Annotated in this window: 19 protein-coding genes, 1 tRNA gene and 1 pseudogene; 17 read left to right on the top strand and 4 right to left on the bottom strand. The window is 38.1% G+C overall.

The features are described from left to right. Positions 1 to 37: 37 nt before the first annotated feature. From NYE35_RS23585 to NYE35_RS23565, 5 genes are all read left to right on the top strand, one after another. Positions 38 to 724: a M15 family metallopeptidase gene (locus tag NYE35_RS23585; protein WP_076103797.1), complete on the top strand. Its 687-nt coding sequence runs from the start codon at positions 38 to 40 to the stop codon at positions 722 to 724. Between the two features lie 75 nt (positions 725 to 799). Then, the gene (locus tag NYE35_RS23580; RefSeq protein ID WP_341122144.1) at positions 800 to 1,276 is read left to right on the top strand and encodes a WGxxGxxG-CTERM domain-containing protein; all 477 of its coding nucleotides are present in this window, start codon (positions 800 to 802) and stop codon (positions 1,274 to 1,276) included. Between the two features lie 159 nt (positions 1,277 to 1,435). After that, positions 1,436 to 1,521: transfer RNA gene (locus NYE35_RS23575), tRNA-Leu, on the top strand. 173 nt (positions 1,522 to 1,694) lie between these two features. Further along, entirely contained in the window at positions 1,695 to 2,702 is a 1,008-nt protein-coding gene (locus NYE35_RS23570) for a hypothetical protein (protein WP_076275648.1), read from the top strand. A gap of 65 nt (positions 2,703 to 2,767) precedes the next feature. After that, complete coding sequence (locus NYE35_RS23565; RefSeq protein ID WP_076275647.1) at positions 2,768 to 3,295, top strand: hypothetical protein; 528 nt, start codon at positions 2,768 to 2,770, stop codon at positions 3,293 to 3,295. Positions 3,296 to 3,363: 68 nt separating this feature from the next. Here the strand turns inward: NYE35_RS23565 and NYE35_RS23560 are convergent, their stop codons facing one another. Then, positions 3,364 to 3,888 carry a DUF2441 domain-containing protein gene (locus NYE35_RS23560; protein WP_076275646.1) on the bottom strand — a complete coding sequence of 175 codons (525 nt, stop codon included), beginning with the start codon at positions 3,886 to 3,888 and terminating at the stop codon, positions 3,364 to 3,366. Positions 3,889 to 4,225: 337 nt separating this feature from the next. Here NYE35_RS23560 and NYE35_RS23555 point away from each other — a divergent pair, with 337 nt between their 5' ends. Next, entirely contained in the window at positions 4,226 to 4,927 is a 702-nt protein-coding gene (locus NYE35_RS23555; protein WP_076275645.1) for a DUF6338 family protein, read from the top strand. A gap of 89 nt (positions 4,928 to 5,016) precedes the next feature. Here the strand turns inward: NYE35_RS23555 and NYE35_RS23550 are convergent, their stop codons facing one another. Then, a complete protein-coding gene (locus NYE35_RS23550) occupies positions 5,017 to 5,166 on the bottom strand; it encodes a hypothetical protein (RefSeq protein WP_175623555.1) in 150 nt (49 codons plus the stop codon). 187 nt (positions 5,167 to 5,353) lie between these two features. On the opposite strand from NYE35_RS23550, the gene NYE35_RS23545 reads away from it, so the two are divergent. From NYE35_RS23545 to NYE35_RS23515, 7 genes are all read left to right on the top strand, one after another. Then, positions 5,354 to 5,566 carry a hypothetical protein gene (locus NYE35_RS23545; RefSeq protein ID WP_076275644.1) on the top strand — a complete coding sequence of 71 codons (213 nt, stop codon included), beginning with the start codon at positions 5,354 to 5,356 and terminating at the stop codon, positions 5,564 to 5,566. 17 nt (positions 5,567 to 5,583) lie between these two features. Further along, positions 5,584 to 6,042 carry a phage holin family protein gene (locus NYE35_RS23540; protein ID WP_341122141.1) on the top strand — a complete coding sequence of 153 codons (459 nt, stop codon included), beginning with the start codon at positions 5,584 to 5,586 and terminating at the stop codon, positions 6,040 to 6,042. Continuing rightward, a complete protein-coding gene (locus tag NYE35_RS23535) occupies positions 6,042 to 6,779 on the top strand; it encodes an N-acetylmuramoyl-L-alanine amidase (RefSeq protein WP_341122140.1) in 738 nt (245 codons plus the stop codon). Before NYE35_RS23540 ends, NYE35_RS23535 begins: the two co-directional genes overlap by 1 nt. A 141-nt stretch (positions 6,780 to 6,920) precedes the next feature. Continuing rightward, positions 6,921 to 7,043: a sporulation protein YjcZ gene (locus NYE35_RS23530; RefSeq protein ID WP_218640949.1), complete on the top strand. Its 123-nt coding sequence runs from the start codon at positions 6,921 to 6,923 to the stop codon at positions 7,041 to 7,043. Between the two features lie 362 nt (positions 7,044 to 7,405). Further along, positions 7,406 to 8,395, top strand: coding sequence for a hypothetical protein (locus NYE35_RS23525; RefSeq protein WP_076275167.1), 990 nt, complete (start codon positions 7,406 to 7,408; stop codon positions 8,393 to 8,395). Next, complete coding sequence (locus NYE35_RS23520; protein ID WP_341122139.1) at positions 8,365 to 9,231, top strand: DUF3037 domain-containing protein; 867 nt, start codon at positions 8,365 to 8,367, stop codon at positions 9,229 to 9,231. Before NYE35_RS23525 ends, NYE35_RS23520 begins: the two co-directional genes overlap by 31 nt. 168 nt (positions 9,232 to 9,399) lie before the next feature. Next, the gene (locus NYE35_RS23515; protein WP_076275165.1) at positions 9,400 to 10,248 is read left to right on the top strand and encodes a hypothetical protein; all 849 of its coding nucleotides are present in this window, start codon (positions 9,400 to 9,402) and stop codon (positions 10,246 to 10,248) included. A gap of 274 nt (positions 10,249 to 10,522) precedes the next feature. Here NYE35_RS23515 and NYE35_RS23510 read toward each other — a convergent pair whose 3' ends face one another. Next, positions 10,523 to 11,392 carry a hypothetical protein gene (locus tag NYE35_RS23510; protein WP_341122138.1) on the bottom strand — a complete coding sequence of 290 codons (870 nt, stop codon included), beginning with the start codon at positions 11,390 to 11,392 and terminating at the stop codon, positions 10,523 to 10,525. A gap of 702 nt (positions 11,393 to 12,094) precedes the next feature. Here NYE35_RS23510 and NYE35_RS23505 point away from each other — a divergent pair. Both NYE35_RS23505 and NYE35_RS23500 read left to right on the top strand, forming a co-directional pair. After that, the gene (locus tag NYE35_RS23505; protein ID WP_341122137.1) at positions 12,095 to 12,382 is read left to right on the top strand and encodes a helix-turn-helix domain-containing protein; all 288 of its coding nucleotides are present in this window, start codon (positions 12,095 to 12,097) and stop codon (positions 12,380 to 12,382) included. 13 nt (positions 12,383 to 12,395) lie between these two features. Continuing rightward, the gene (locus tag NYE35_RS23500) at positions 12,396 to 12,572 is read left to right on the top strand and encodes a YolD-like family protein (protein ID WP_141240374.1); all 177 of its coding nucleotides are present in this window, start codon (positions 12,396 to 12,398) and stop codon (positions 12,570 to 12,572) included. A gap of 214 nt (positions 12,573 to 12,786) precedes the next feature. On the opposite strand, the pseudogene NYE35_RS23490 reads toward NYE35_RS23500, so the two are convergent. Further along, positions 12,787 to 13,026 (bottom strand): annotated as a pseudogene (locus tag NYE35_RS23490) (MBL fold metallo-hydrolase); the annotation flags it as partial. Between the two features lie 148 nt (positions 13,027 to 13,174). Between NYE35_RS23490 and NYE35_RS23485 the strand changes: the two are divergent. Both NYE35_RS23485 and NYE35_RS23480 read left to right on the top strand, forming a co-directional pair. Continuing rightward, on the top strand, positions 13,175 to 13,813 hold the full coding sequence (locus NYE35_RS23485; protein ID WP_341122135.1) for a hypothetical protein: 639 nt from the start codon (positions 13,175 to 13,177) through the stop codon (positions 13,811 to 13,813). Positions 13,814 to 14,208: 395 nt separating this feature from the next. Further along, entirely contained in the window at positions 14,209 to 14,685 is a 477-nt protein-coding gene (locus NYE35_RS23480) for a GNAT family N-acetyltransferase (protein WP_038572782.1), read from the top strand. The last annotated feature ends 12 nt before the right edge of the window (positions 14,686 to 14,697 follow it).

Genomic DNA, 14,697 nt, shown 5'->3' with positions numbered 1-14,697 from the left:
GCAGGGGCATCATTGAATATACCAAAGGGGTGATTCTATGCTGACTTTGGAGCAATTGAGGGAAAAATCCGCGGCGCGTCTGGTCGGGCTTCACCCTGTCTTGGCGGCAGGTGCAAATGCTTTGATTCAGCAAAGCCATGCGAGAGGAGTCCCTATCGTTATTACTCAGGGTCTACGGACCATTGCTGAACAAAATGCTTTGTATGCGCAGGGTAGAAGTAAGCCGGGACCGATAGTTACCAATGCTAAAGGCGGTACCAGCTATCATAATTATGGCCTTGCGTTTGATTTTGCGATTTTGCTGCCGAATGGCACTAGCCTTTCTTGGGACATCAAACGTGATGGTGATAAAGATAAGACTGCGGATTGGCAAGAGGTTGTACAGGAGGCTAAGCGGCTTGGATTAGAATGGGGCGGGGACTGGACTTCTTTTAAAGACTATTCACATCTGCAGATGACTTTCGGTTTAACTATAGATCAACTTCGGGCAGGTAAACGTCCAACGACGGACCAAGCCAAAGAGGCTTTAAAAAAGATTACCGGAGGGGATGATCAGGTGAACAAAGACGTTACAGTGACCATTAACCTAAACGGCCGCAAGCTTACCGATGGCGTTCTCGATACCGGAATAACCTATGTGCCCATACGTGCGCTGGCTGAGGCGCTTGGAGCAAAGGTTACTTATGATGCTGTGACCAAGACAGTTAATGTAGTAAAAGAGTAAAATCATCATGCATAGACAGTGCCGTCCAAGGGGAAATTATCAGTGATAACTAACCTTAAAGGGAGGCATAACACTGTGAACAAGCTGATAACAAGCCTTGCATGCGGTACTGTACTGTCAATGAGTCTAATGGGAGCTAGCTATGCATCAAATGCCGTTGGATCAGCAGCATTGGGCGGTATCCCAGCCGCGAATACCGGAATGGATGGCACTGCGGAACACACTCGGATGATGAATACGGAAGGCAATCTAATGAATGGCACCACGGGAACAATGAATCAGCATGAGAGCATTATGAAAGATAAGATCCGCATCGATGATAATTACAGACCTAACAACTACAACACCAATAACTACAATGACACCCGCAATACCTACAGAACCAACAGCACTGTTAACCCGGCAACCAACACTACACAGACCGGCAAATACCGTGCAACTAGTACAACAACGAATGCTGCGACTAACAAAGGATCTAACTGGGGCTGGCTCGGTCTGCTTGGACTTTTGGGTCTTGCCGGAATGAGAAGCAGAAGTGACGAGCGTAGATAATCCACGTCTATAATAACCCGTGTCGGTTTAGGCTGAACGGGTTATTTTTATTGTAAATAATTTTTTTTCGAAAAAGGATTGCGCGTTATCGATATTCATGATATTATATTTCTTGTCGCGTTATATGTGAACAACGTATGAAGCTTCAACACATAATATGCCGGGGTGGCGGAACAGGCAGACGCACAGGACTTAAAATCCTGCGGTACGTGAGTACCGTACGGGTTCGACCCCCGTCCTCGGCATCACAGTGAAAACCTTGAGAAATCAAGGTTTTTTTGTTTTTCTTGAGTAAAGCTTCCATCAAAAGCTAAGGTTCTGTATATCTGGGAATCACATTCAAACACACAGGACTCAGGGTGATAACACTCCTTTTCAGTGCTTGTCTAATCACAAGCTCTGGAGGGAGTTTTTTAATATGGTTAGAGTTACAAAAATTAAAAAGAATAAGGTAGTGGATTGGAAAGAAGTTGATGGTGGGATATTAGCAAGAGAAAAAACAAATCCATTACGTCAAGTCCGCCTTACATCGGCGGGATTGGGCATCTCAACGGATGGATGGCAGACTGTGCGTTCTGCTGTAACGGCAGGCGGTGTCTTAGCTGAAACTGTGATTGGACAGTTTGGTAGCTTTGTATCAATGTTGATTGGAAGCGGAAATGCCGTCACTCAAATTAATACTAATGGTATAGCAGCAGGACACGCAAACTTCAATGAAGCGCCCTTTCGAGTAGATATGGCTGGTAACTTGGTAGCTAATAAATTAACAGCAAACTATGCCTCAATAGCGAATTCTAACTTTTCTGGTGGGGCTATTGTGGGATCATCCATCAATGTAGGTAATGGCAAATTTGTAGTTAATTCCTCTGGTAGTGTTTATGCAGCTGATGGAACATTCCAAGGAACCATAAATGCTAAAGGTGGAAGTTTTGAAGGGACAATTTATGCTGGTGGGGAAATCGTTGGGGGGATTATTACAGGTGCTCTTCTAAGAACGAGTGCGATCGGAGAAAGAGTAGAGATGAGTTCAGGAGGATTAAGATCTTATGACTCCAATGGAGTTAAGCGTGTAACGATCTCAAACGATGGTTTACACAAATATTCAGGTATTGGTTTTTGGTCGCAAAGTGGAATAGAGAGAGCAGGAATGTATGCTGAAGAATATCTTTCATTTCTATATGCTCAGGGACCACTTCAAATTCTTTCATTTGGAGATCGGGTATTCTTTGCTGGTTCAGTTGATTTTTTAAGTGCCAATGTATACGGACTTCAGATATCAAGTGTACAAGATCTAGATACAATTCTTAATACTAAGGCAAGTTTGAACTCTGCTGCATCAAATATGACTTTTGATCCTACAACTCGCAATCTTAAGTTGTGGAGTGCTACAGGTGCATTACTTGCTCAAGCTAATATTCCTAAATAAGATTGGAACTTTTATCTCATTATGGCGATAATAGATATATGAAATATTTACCAGGGAGAGTGATCATGGTGAAAAAATTTATATCTGGGGTTATCGTCGGTGCGTTGCTATTCGGAGCAGTGCCAACTTTTGCAGCGAGTGGCTTACTCGGCCAAAAAGTCCAAGGGTTGTTCTCTGTAGAGAAAGACGGTACAAAAATCGCTGATGCTGTTGTTATTAATGGATCAGCATATGCTCCAGTTCGCGCTGTGGCAGAAGCTTCTGGAGTAAATCTCAAGGTAGAAGGGAAAAAGATTATTATGTCATCGGAATCTTCTGAAAATATTTCTGAAGAGAAAAGTGTGAAAATCAGTACATTAAAAGCAAAAATTTCAACTCTTGAAAGCAATATAGAAATAACATCGAAAGGTGAGTTGGCTACTTCGGAAGCGAATCTAGTCGCTGCCAAGGCATCTGACAATGGGACTCCAGAAAGCGCTTTGGTAATTTCTAGTCTTGAACAGCGGATTGAAAAAAGTAAGGCATACATCGCAGAACAGCAAAAACTAATTGATCAAGCAAATGCAGAGATAAAAAAACTTCAAGGAAACTGAAAGCCTAATTAACTGCCCGAAAATATAAAGCCTTTCCTTGGAGGAGAGGCTTTATATTATCAATCTGTTTATGATGACTTCACAGCAGAAAGAATTTTTATAGGAGCTTTTACTAACAACTCCCATTCAGGCATTGAATTACTTTCACCCCTCCAATATTTCCCCGCAAAGTGCGCAGCCACTAAAAATGATAAGTTATCTTTATCGACTCCTAGCCATGACGCATCTAGTTTAACAAACTGATCATCATCAAACTCAACTTCCCATATTGTATAATTCACAAGTCCGATTTTAGAGACCCATAACATTGCCTCATCCATTGTTTCGGAAGCAAAAAATGATTGTAAACGTGACGGTTTATGAGGGTAGTACAGTTTCCTTTCATACTCATATATGTTCTCTGTAAGAATATCTTGTAATGTATCTCTGTTTGCTTGTTGGGCATAGTATTTTTCTCCATGCGCAGAAAGCCCTTCAGGATATCTTTGATCAATAATATCTTTTAAAACAGTAGGGTTAACGTTTATATTCTCCAGTTTAATTGTCATTCCGGGTTTCAATTTATTTAATCTATCAATATGATAAGCGATCACTACTATTCCTCCTTTGAGTCTTACTTATTTTTTCTCCGATACACTTATATTTCCTGCTCATTCCCCAATATCCGTGCTCTAATACCGTAGTATAAGAGCAACTAAACTCCATTAAGATATAACTAAGAAGGGCTCTCCTAAGGAGGGGCCTTTATCTTGTTGTAGGAGGTGTTTTGCAATGGTGTCGCGATTCCGAAAATGGTGGCATATGTATTGGATTCGATATCACAACGAATGCAGACATTATCATTTTAAAAAACGAGACTTCCATTTAGACTGGCTTAGGAGAAGGTATTGATTTTTTTTCAACGAATAATAAAGCGAGGTGTTTATTTAGATGGATAATCTACTAGGAACTATTGTTTTTATTCTGCCTGGATTTCTTATGTACTTTTGGCTTCAGTCTTTTGGAATAAACCCTGTCGTGAAACATTCACCTGGTGAATTCACCGCAATTTCTGCCCTATTATGGCTGCCAGCATCGTTTGCGACCTTATTGCTATATAATGGTATAGTCTCTATTTCCAAAGTGATTAGCAACACTGAGGTTATTTGGTCAATTCAACAATTGAAGGATAAATCAAGTAGTTTGACCTTCTTGCTTGTATTTCTAATTTTAAGTGCTATCGTGAGTTTTGTAATTAGTGTCATTTGGGCAAAGTGGCTACATCCTATCCAAGCAAAATTGATTAATAAAATCAGAAATTGGCGAGGGGCAGCAAGCCTATCTAAAAATCCTTCTGTGTGGGATGAAGTATTTACGAATAATGATGCTCAAGTAGTAGAGATTGGAAGACTTGATAAAGCGGGAATAACTATTATTGGATGCATAAACAAAGCGTCCCGGACATTTGAACCGGAACGCCATTTGAATCTGGATGATGTTGATTTCTTTACTGATCTTGTAAAAAGACATGATATCTCAGTAGACAAGATTTTTTATGACACAAAGTCGGGCACTTATGTAAAAATATTTGATTCAAAGCAGATTGAAGATGCTCAAATTAAGGATTCAGAAGTCACTTCTTCGGCACAATAATTCGAGCTGAATTTTTATCAACTGACCTTGTATCAGCACCCGAGGAAGGGTTCTGAGGCTGACTATTAGCTGCTTGTTTATTACTCACGTTATTGTTCTCCTTTCGTATCGCTCTTGGTGACATCCTGAGATGAAGTTCTTTTGATGTCGCCGGATGTTTTAGGGAAAATTCTTGCCGATACCTTATCAACAGATCCCTTTAATGAGATCCATTGCTTTTCTTCCTCATTCTTTGGCATTATAAACTACCCTCCTTACCATTACCAGAATTCGACATTATTTCACTGTTTCCTCATGCTCTGGCGGTAATGGTGGTCATCAAATCCGCAGTGATTACGAACATCTCTAGTGATAAGCTAAATTCATAAGAAAGCCTCTCCAATATTTTGGAGGGGCTTTTACTTTTGTCCGGAAGGAGGAACAGAGTTGGTAATTATAAAAAAACTTGAATTAGCACTTGATCTAACGAGACCAGCTGAAGAGTTGATTGAAGCGATTATAACAGTATTAGAATTTTACCCCGGGCGACAACTTGAGATTTTGCAACAAGTTGATCATAGAGTCGGTGAAATGTTAGGTACATTGCAACCAACAGAAAATTCAAAATTAGAACCAGCAGTAAATTCGGAAAAACAATAGAAAGGGGGCGAATTGTAATGACTAAATCTCAAATTGCTGCGTCAACAGTAGGCGCTGTGCTTATTCCAACATTTGATTTTTTATACGGGGAGGCGGACGCTGTCGTAACCATCATGGTCGCACTTTTGTTTTTTATTATCATGGATTGGTTATCTGGTATTCGAGCCGCCAAAAAGGATAACACATATGCAAGCAAATACGGAATTGATGGTGTGTTTCGTACATTCTTTATGCTCTTACTTCCAGCGGGAGGACATTTGCTAGATATGGTTTTTGGCTTACCTGGAGCGATATTTGGTGCATTAGCAATAGGTACGTTGTATCACGTGTTACAGAGTATGACTGCTAATTCAATTCGGGCAGGGTGGGGCGATTCACTTCCATTGCCGGTTTTAGATGTAGTGCTCAAGTGGGTAGGTAGCGAGCTAGATAAAAAGGTAAAAAGGGCTGCAAGTAGAAACGGAGATGAAGAGTAATGAAGAAGGTATGGATTGATGCAGGTCATGGTGGTAAGGACCCGGGAGCTGTCGCAAACGGGTTGAAGGAGAAAGACATCGTACTGTCAGTGGCATTGGAGATTAAAAAGCGTCTTGAAGCTAATTATGATGGAGTGCAGGTATTGCTATCTAGAAGCACTGATGTTTTTTTGGAACTTGCGGAGCGCACAAGTCTTGCAAACAAAGCTGGTGCTGACATTCTGGTGTCCATGCACTGTAATGCTGGTGGCGGCTCTGGTGGCTTTGAAACCTTTAGATATACAAAAGCATCAGCCGCATCAGCAGCACTTCAAAACGTCCTACACAAGGAGATTATGGACACGCTCAATAGGGTTGCGGTTGGAGTGATCAATCGGGGGCAGAAGGCAGATAATTTGCACATGGTACGAGAAAGCAAGATGCCGGCAGTACTGACGGAGAATTTGTTTTTGGATGTTGCAACTGACGCTGCCAAACTCAAAAAAGACGCGGTTATCCAAGCGATTGTAGACGGTCATGTGACTGGCATCGCTCAGTATGTAAGCTTAAAGAAAAAGGAGAGTGTCGTAGTGAACAAGGAAAATAAAGTGACAGTTAATGTAAACGGAAAAAAGGTAGCTGATGGAGTATTGGATGCTGGTACTGTTCAGGCTCCAGTGAGGGCCGTGGCTGAGGCATTAGGTACTGTGGTGAAGTATAATGCTGTAACAAAGTCGGTAAATATCACCTTAAAGTAAAATCCCATACGCTTGGGGTTAAGCCTGTCAGCTTCGACAGGTAGGCTTTTTCTCGTCTCTTTCTCGTTCATGCATGCCCAAGCAAAAGGCTGAATTACAACATACTTTATGTTGAATTCATTTATGAAGGAGGAAAAACTGATGGGTGGAAATGTTGGAGGAGTTGGTGGCGTTGGCCATCACCATGTTGGATTCACATCCACTGGTGCGATTCTGGTTCTTTATATCTTGCTGGTCATTATCCTTTGTTCATGCTTTATCTAAATTCTCAAACGCTTTGTATTGTGCCCACTAGATCTTGTTGGTGACTAGAACATTAAGCAAACATTTATCATGTCTTCATGGAGTCCTAAGCTAAGAAGATTATAGTAATCACATAACCCCCTTATAATATAGATCTTGACTCTGCCAGACTTTGGTGGAGTCATTTTTTTTCACTGGATTCGACTGGTGTTTTTCTGTTTATCTAGTGAAAGATCAGTTTATGGATTGCTCTAAAATATTAGTCAACTTCGACACAATTCTAGAAAATGTGCTATTATTTTAGCAACTCTCTCATAAAATGATTGTATATTTTTGTAATATGTCATAGAATGTTTACCATCTGAGTTTCCGGAGGGGTCTTGGTGGTAGATAAAATCCAAGTCAGCGCCTTTTTAAAATATCTTGGTGAAGGCGTGAGTCAACCAGCGTTAGTTCTAAGTGACGAAAATGAACGATATATTTTAAAAAATCAAAAGACTATGATTGATGGAAAAAGCGTTGATCTGAACTGTACATTCCTCAATGAGATTTTAGCATACCAGATTGCTTTGTTTTTAGATGTCCCAGTACCAAAGTCAGCGATAGCAGATGTTAATCAAGTTTTACTTGACAATGGCCCTTCGCTTAGATTCGTACATAGATTTAGTGAAGGGGAATTCTTCGCCTCAAAAGAAGTTCTCGACAAAGAAGAGAATCTTCTTGAGAACTACGGAATTCTCCGGCAAATGGGGAAGCCATATATAAATCGAAGTTGGAATAGATATTTTTCCAATATATGCAATCCAGAAGATGCACCAAAGATTATAGCACTAGATCTTCTTATCTCTAATGTGGATAGATATAACAATACCGGAAATTTATTAGTAGCCAATATTCCAGAAGGTCGTAAGATGTTCTGTATTGACCACGGTCATGCATTCTATGGGGCTGTATGGGATGTTAATAAGATGTCTAGACTGAAGAATACCTTTGTTTCGCAAGAAAGCTTAGATTCATATCTTGGATATCTTAAATATTTTCCGGCAGCAGCAGGACAAATGAACGGATTGGGAGAAGTCTTTAAGGCGATAGAAGTTAACTGCAACTTAGATCAAATTGATTTTCATTCGTTTCAGCAAGTCGTATTAAAGATTGAATCTATACAGGAGAGCCATTTAGATGAGTGGCTAGGTAATGTTCCTGACGCCTGGTTTGTTGATAAAAACAATCAAATAGGTCTTTATAAACATTTTCTGATGAATCAGAAAGAGTTGATGAGGTTTGTTATTCAATCCATGGCGAATGCTAATGCTTTTACAAACTTTAGAGGAGGGCAACTTCAATGGAAAGACAGGCTTGCTGGTACAGTATAGTCCGTTATTCTCCTGATGAGTTATCGGGGGAGATAATTAACGTGGGTGTGATAGTCCACTCAGCTGTTGGTGATAATATTTTACATTACTTTCTTTTGGATGAGTCCTCCCCTAAAGTTAGATCGATAATAAGTTCTAAGGCTGAGGAGTTAACATATAAGTCGTTCAAAGAAATTTTAGATTATTACCTTAAGGAAAGCCCGAAATCATTAGATGGTTCTGTTGGGGGATTAGAGATAGGCTCACCTCACTCTACAAATTACTTACTAGAATTACGGAAATTCTTTAAAAATAAAAAAATGAACCTTTCTGAACCAACATTTTCATTGAGTAGTGATATTTCAGGTTTGTTTAAAGCATTATTTAATTCATATGTTGGTGAAAAATATTATCCAATTGGTGATAAAGAGCAGAATATAAAAAGCATAGTCAGGAAAATATTTGAGGATAATCATTTCATGAATACAAAAGTAAAACAAGACATAGGTTTATATCCAATCCCAGAGTTGCCGGTTAAAATCAATGTTGATTTTGGTTTTAAAAATGGTGTTTGGAACTATATGCAAGTGACTCCTGACATAAAGAATGCATCTAAAAATACTGAATGGTTTACTAAAACTCAGTTCTTGATCGAAAATGTAAAAGATGATGCTAAGGTTTATCTAATGTATAGAAAATCATCACTTCATGGTGAAAAGAATGAGACTATGAATATAATTAATTACTTTAATGATAAAGACAGGGTTTTTGGAGTGGATTTAGACGATCAAAGTAGAATGAAGAATTTATGCCATAAAATTGAACGAGAAGCACATTTAATAGAAGAAGTAATTTAAGAATATATTTTGATTTTAATTACATAGACACCCTGCAGATAAGCTATGCAGGGTGTCTTTTTACGTTCAGGAAATATTTCCTTATCAGTGATATAGAGTACATATACATAATGTTCCAAATCATATATACTGAATTCCAATTAAGTTATTGATTGGAGTGGGAGTAGTTTGTGGAATCAGATTGCCGAATTTCCTTTATTTAAAACGTTAGGATGGGGAAGTGTTATAATTTTTATAGGAACTTTAGTTACTCAAATTAAAAAGTTACAACCAATAACAACCCTGTCTTCAACGAATGTTGAAAAATTATTATATACAAAGGAAATGCGTATTTCAGTAAATGTGTTAACTTTTATTTTTCATGCGTTTATAACTACCATGATATCAAGTGGATTATCTTTTTTGTTGTACGAAGTTTATACTAATTTTTTTATTGATGTGACCATCCAATCTTTAAATATAGTAACGTTTGTATTTTTTGGAATTGCAATGTTGAGCCTATTAATCTTATTTATTTCTGTAAACTTCAAAAAAGGAATAATTGAAATTCTATTCAAGTCTAGGGATGGACGTATCAATAGTACACTGATTATTCTAGCAATATTTGCAATTACCTCGTTTTGCATGTTCCCAAACATTCTTGTGTCATCAGTAATTATAGGGGATGTAGATTATGAAAATAATGCTGAATTATTTGCTATATTTCTAGCATTTCTTTTAGTACTTACGCCAGTTAGCTCATTTAACTTGGTTGTATTAAAGAGAGTATGGAAACTCATTCTAAAAAAATTGAGATCATACTCTGGAGAATATTATTACATATTGCAAGATGGAGATGCTAAGAGGTGGTTCGTATATCATCAAATTGAGAAGGATTTGTTCTTGATTGGAGATTCAGTACTAACAGAGGATTCAAAAGTGTTTAAAACGATTGAAAAGAAAGAGCTGATTACCATGAAAATATTTGTTTATCGAGTTTTAAATGATCCAGAAGGTAGTATTGAATATTCAATTTAATAAGTTGGAGTGATTACTTGAGCGCTACATATAAAGTCTTAGAGAGTGATGCGGAATTTTTGACAGCAGCCTTAGCCCAATCAAAGGTATCCGTATCGTTTTAGGCTGGAACCAGATCCAATAGGTCATCTTATGGATTATGGTGGAATTGTAGAGGGGTATACACCAGACTCAATTAAGATTGCTGGTGCCCATTTCATTCGAACGCGATTTGAATTTAGAGCAGAGATAAAAACACCCCGTCAACCTTAATTGGTCAGCGGGGCGTTTTTATTTATTCAATTGTGTATTCACTTACCTCAAATGTAAGTATTTTATCGAATACAACATAGTCTTTACGTTTGCTGAAAGGCCCTTTGTTATTTGAGTGTTTATCAATAGCATATAATCCAGGTCCTCTACCGGCATCACGGGAGTCATACCATTTCAAGAATGCATCTACTTCTGCAATTGGTAGGTCGTATTCTTTTTCTGTCCCATTCACCAGAGTGATGGTAAGAATAGCTCGATCCCCTGATGGCTGCTCTGGAGTTGCTGTAGGTTTAGGCGTCACTGTTGGTGTTGGTGTAGCAGTTGGGCTAGGAGTACTTGTAGGCACTGGAGTAGCCGTTGGTGATGGTGAAGATGTTGGCGTTGGCGTTGGTTGAACTACTATAGGAGCAGAAGTTGCATTTGTGAAAAAGTCTACCTCGTAAATCGTAATAGGATTTTTTGAGTTGTTGACAATTGCTATTTTATTCATATTTTCATCGATTTGTAAATCATATGAACCGTTACCGATGTGCCCGATGTTATTAGAGCGAATATAAAGGTTATCTTTAAAGTATTTACTATTAAGGTCACTGGCTACTGTAGCATTATGATAAATCTTCACACTATTAATTTGAGTTATTGCATTTAACTCCATCCATAAAGTATCAGTTGTAGTACCAGAAGCACCCAATGTAACTCCAGAAGTTAAATCACCATCAGAGGCAAGGGTAGTATAATGATCCACTGTATTTTCATCGCTTCCAACATTTAACGAATAACCGTGATTATCTAAAATCGCACCCGTTCCAGGAATAGCTAAGGCAGAAGACAAAGGTAGAGCTAAAATGATGATGAACATAGTCAAGAAAATCAATGAAAGCTTCTTTTTCATTTCATAACCTCTTTCATATATGTAATAGAATGTTGCAACTAGTCACTATCCTTGCTTTAGGTTTGGTTTACAGTCATCAGAATGTAATGTAGATTAATTGTCTGTTATTTTGTATAAAAATTCTTTTCTATATAAAATTTTTTTGATATAAAACTATTTATTGATCTTGATTATCAGTTCTCCTTTTTTTCTGGGTGACTTAAAGTTTCTTTCTGAAAGATTAGTTAACCCATGTAACGTCTCGACGAGGTTAATAAACGTAGGTAGGGATACCAGCCTAATTTGAGATTACTGGGCTGATAAAGAATATAAATTGGTAACCTTTAGTGTCGGCTTAATAAGAATATGACAATAAATATAATCAAGTCTAAACAATATTTCTTATATATGGGATAAAATGAATATATTCTTTAAAAATACATATGCAGGAATTTTAGTGGTCGTTTTCTTGTTGCTTATGAAACGAATGTTCGTTTATAATACAAACAAACGTTCTTATTTTTTGGGGGTTCTCAACATGCAAATGCAGATTGGTCAAACCGTTGAAATTGTTTACTTAGATAAAGTCGGCAAGATTTCTCAGCGTAAAATTGAGATCAATGGTATTCGAAACGGTCCGGGCCACCTGCAAGAATACAGGAGCGCCCCGCGTATTCCTTACGTCCAATATCCTCGCTTGGCAGGCTATATCAGAAAAACGCTATGCTTAGCGACACGGCCCGTAAGCTGCTGATGACCTTGCGGCATTGCTCGGTGCATCACGGATATATACCTACACTTGAGGTACTGGAGACAAAGAGTGGCCGGACACTAGAAAAGATCCGAGCCGGGTTGCAGGAATTGGTAGAGGATAACTATATTCTGTGGGAGTTTGGGAAACCATCAGAGAGTGCAGTTGTCGTTGAGGGATGGGAGCGAATAGAGGATCGATCAGCATCAGTTGCATGGGGCTTGGACGGTGGCCATATAGATTACCGGACAGATTACTAGGAGGACAGACACCATGGTTAAGAAACTGGAGAGTATTTGGGATTGCAGTAGGATGATGCTACCGGAGCATAAGACTCGGATTCTCAGTGATGAGCGAGGGCAGCAGTGGAGAGATCGTAAAAAGCCGATGCTTGACGCGCAGGAGTGGGAATTGATTGATCAAGTGTTGGCATATTCAAAACGATATTGAGAGCAGATAACAATAACTCAGTTTGAACCAGTTCAAAATATTAAGCTTCGGGGAGTTGTGATGGCCATAGACAGGCAGCTACGACGGATCAAACTCCAAACGGATGATGACTATGATTGGATTAAGATTGACGATGTGATTCAGGTGACTACATAAAAATGCCCTGGAAGCTTTCACCGGGGCATAACTATTATTCCTCAAATAACTCATCCATTAAACTAATAATAACGCCTTTAGTCACTACTTTGATGGTACGTCCCTCATTCTTCATAGCGGTCAAAAAATCTTTGTGAGTTTCAGTTGTATGCGAAAATTTCGGCGCGTACACTGCCTTCACATCCAGTGCCTTCAGAACATCATCTAGCCCACCAATGTGATCTGCGTCAGGATGAGTAGCAACCATGGCATCAAGTATCTTTACACCAAGGGCATTCAGGTACTTTACTACATTTTCACTTATTCCTTATTAAGCTAACGGGCAGATTAGTGGAGTGAAGATATGGTAAAATATATAAAGTGCCCCCTTGATGGTTAAGGAGACTGACTTGGAATATTCTTAAGTCAATCGATAGCAAATTATACAAGGATAAGGTGTGATGCGGATGACTGATTTTACAATGATTAAAAAGCTGTTTCATATTACGAAACGAAACGGGTTTAGTCATGATGAGATACAAACCATTAAAAATAATTTTGGTGAATTGCCCCAGGTATTTATAGATTATTATTTGGAACTCGGTAAAGACGAGCGGCTGAATCATACGCAAGATAGTTTGATCAAGCCCGAGCAATTCCAATACTTCAAGCATAGCGAATATTTAATTTTTTATTGCGAGAATCAGCGTGCCTGTGTCTGGGGAATCCATAGGAACGATTTATCCAGGTCCAATCCCCCTGTCTATATGAGTTACGATGAAAAGGTATGGAAAATGGAATTTGAAGCATTGACCGATTTTTTTCATGCGATGGCCTATTTGCAAACCGTATTCGCTCTTGAATACGGCTGTGAATCGTTTTATTCCATTGAACAAACCGACTTGGATTTTATTCGTGAAAATTTTAAAAACAAAGATATTTCCTTTCGGCATTGGATTGGCATCGAATTTTATGGGAATTACGATGACAGCATAATAACGTTGATGAATAATGACGATAGTTTTAATTTGATTTTTGCTTCAAGCGACAAAGAACATTTTGATGAAATGGATCGGGTTCTCTCAAAACTAGGAGTAGTAATTTGAAATTTTCTGTTTCAAGAAGTCAACAAAATAGGGACTTCAGAATGTCATCAATAAGTTAAATAGCTTGGAATAGCCTTACAGAAGAAGTGTGAAAAATAGAGTTAAATCCAGTGGGGCAAGCATCTGTTGTACTGTTTGGAATTGAGGATGAACGAAAAGCTAATTAGATTCGGGTAGGATGGCTCAATAAATTCGCGAATACTCTACATATGGAATTATTTACGAAGTTCGTAAATATGACATTATCTGAAAGAGCGGCCCAAAAAACTTTTAAAGTAATTCATTCGCAACATCCTGTTGCCTTATGCAAAAGATTATTTAGTGGAATTTCTTTTATACAACTCGTGTTTGTGAAAAAATACGAACGAGAAATTTAAATGAATAGGGGTTAATAAATGATAAAGATTCGAAATATGACAGAAAATGAATTTGAAAAATTTAAAGAGTGGTCTGTTAATGACTATGCAAAAGATTTAATCAAATCTAAAATGAGTAGCGATAAAGATGCTTATAAATGTGCTGAAAAAGAATTCAATGAACTACTTCCGATGGGTTTATCAACAAAAAATAATTATTTATATGTAATGATAAATCATAGTTTAGAAAAAATTGGTTTTATTTGGTATGAAAAAGAGAATACATCAGGATTCATTTGTGATTTTTTGGTTAAGCAAAATTACAGAAATAAGGGATATGGATTTGAAACTATGAAATTGATAGAGCAGGATGCCAAAGATAAAGGAATTAGAAAACTCAGACTTAGTGTATTTAATTTCAATGAACCAGCCTACAATCTATATAAAAAACTAAAATATAAAGAAGTTGAGAACAATGATGGAAATGCGATAATGGAAAAAATACTTGATAACTAATATATAGGGAAT

The organism is Paenibacillus sp. FSL L8-0494 (genome assembly GCF_038003695.1).
GTDB lineage: Bacteria > Bacillota > Bacilli > Paenibacillales > Paenibacillaceae > Paenibacillus_AQ > Paenibacillus_AQ odorifer.
The sequence above is the reverse complement of the archived record's forward strand: the minus strand, read 5'-3'. Positions and strand labels throughout refer to the sequence as shown.

Coding starts and splice junctions, on each gene's coding strand:
- NYE35_RS23585 (WP_076103797.1), top strand. CDS start 38: ATGCTGACTTTGGAGCAATTGAGGGAAAAATCCGCGGCGCGTCTGGTC.
- NYE35_RS23570 (WP_076275648.1), top strand. CDS start 1,695: ATGGTTAGAGTTACAAAAATTAAAAAGAATAAGGTAGTGGATTGGAAA.
- NYE35_RS23565 (WP_076275647.1), top strand. CDS start 2,768: ATGGTGAAAAAATTTATATCTGGGGTTATCGTCGGTGCGTTGCTATTC.
- NYE35_RS23555 (WP_076275645.1), top strand. CDS start 4,226: ATGGATAATCTACTAGGAACTATTGTTTTTATTCTGCCTGGATTTCTT.
- NYE35_RS23550 (WP_175623555.1), bottom strand. CDS start 5,166: ATGCCAAAGAATGAGGAAGAAAAGCAATGGATCTCATTAAAGGGATCT.
- NYE35_RS23540 (WP_341122141.1), top strand. CDS start 5,584: ATGACTAAATCTCAAATTGCTGCGTCAACAGTAGGCGCTGTGCTTATT.
- NYE35_RS23535 (WP_341122140.1), top strand. CDS start 6,042: ATGAAGAAGGTATGGATTGATGCAGGTCATGGTGGTAAGGACCCGGGA.
- NYE35_RS23530 (WP_218640949.1), top strand. CDS start 6,921: ATGGGTGGAAATGTTGGAGGAGTTGGTGGCGTTGGCCATCACCATGTT.
- NYE35_RS23520 (WP_341122139.1), top strand. CDS start 8,365: ATGGAAAGACAGGCTTGCTGGTACAGTATAGTCCGTTATTCTCCTGAT.
- NYE35_RS23510 (WP_341122138.1), bottom strand. CDS start 11,392: ATGAAAAAGAAGCTTTCATTGATTTTCTTGACTATGTTCATCATCATT.
- NYE35_RS23505 (WP_341122137.1), top strand. CDS start 12,095: ATGCTTAGCGACACGGCCCGTAAGCTGCTGATGACCTTGCGGCATTGC.
- NYE35_RS23500 (WP_141240374.1), top strand. CDS start 12,396: ATGGTTAAGAAACTGGAGAGTATTTGGGATTGCAGTAGGATGATGCTA.
- NYE35_RS23485 (WP_341122135.1), top strand. CDS start 13,175: ATGACTGATTTTACAATGATTAAAAAGCTGTTTCATATTACGAAACGA.
- NYE35_RS23480 (WP_038572782.1), top strand. CDS start 14,209: ATGATAAAGATTCGAAATATGACAGAAAATGAATTTGAAAAATTTAAA.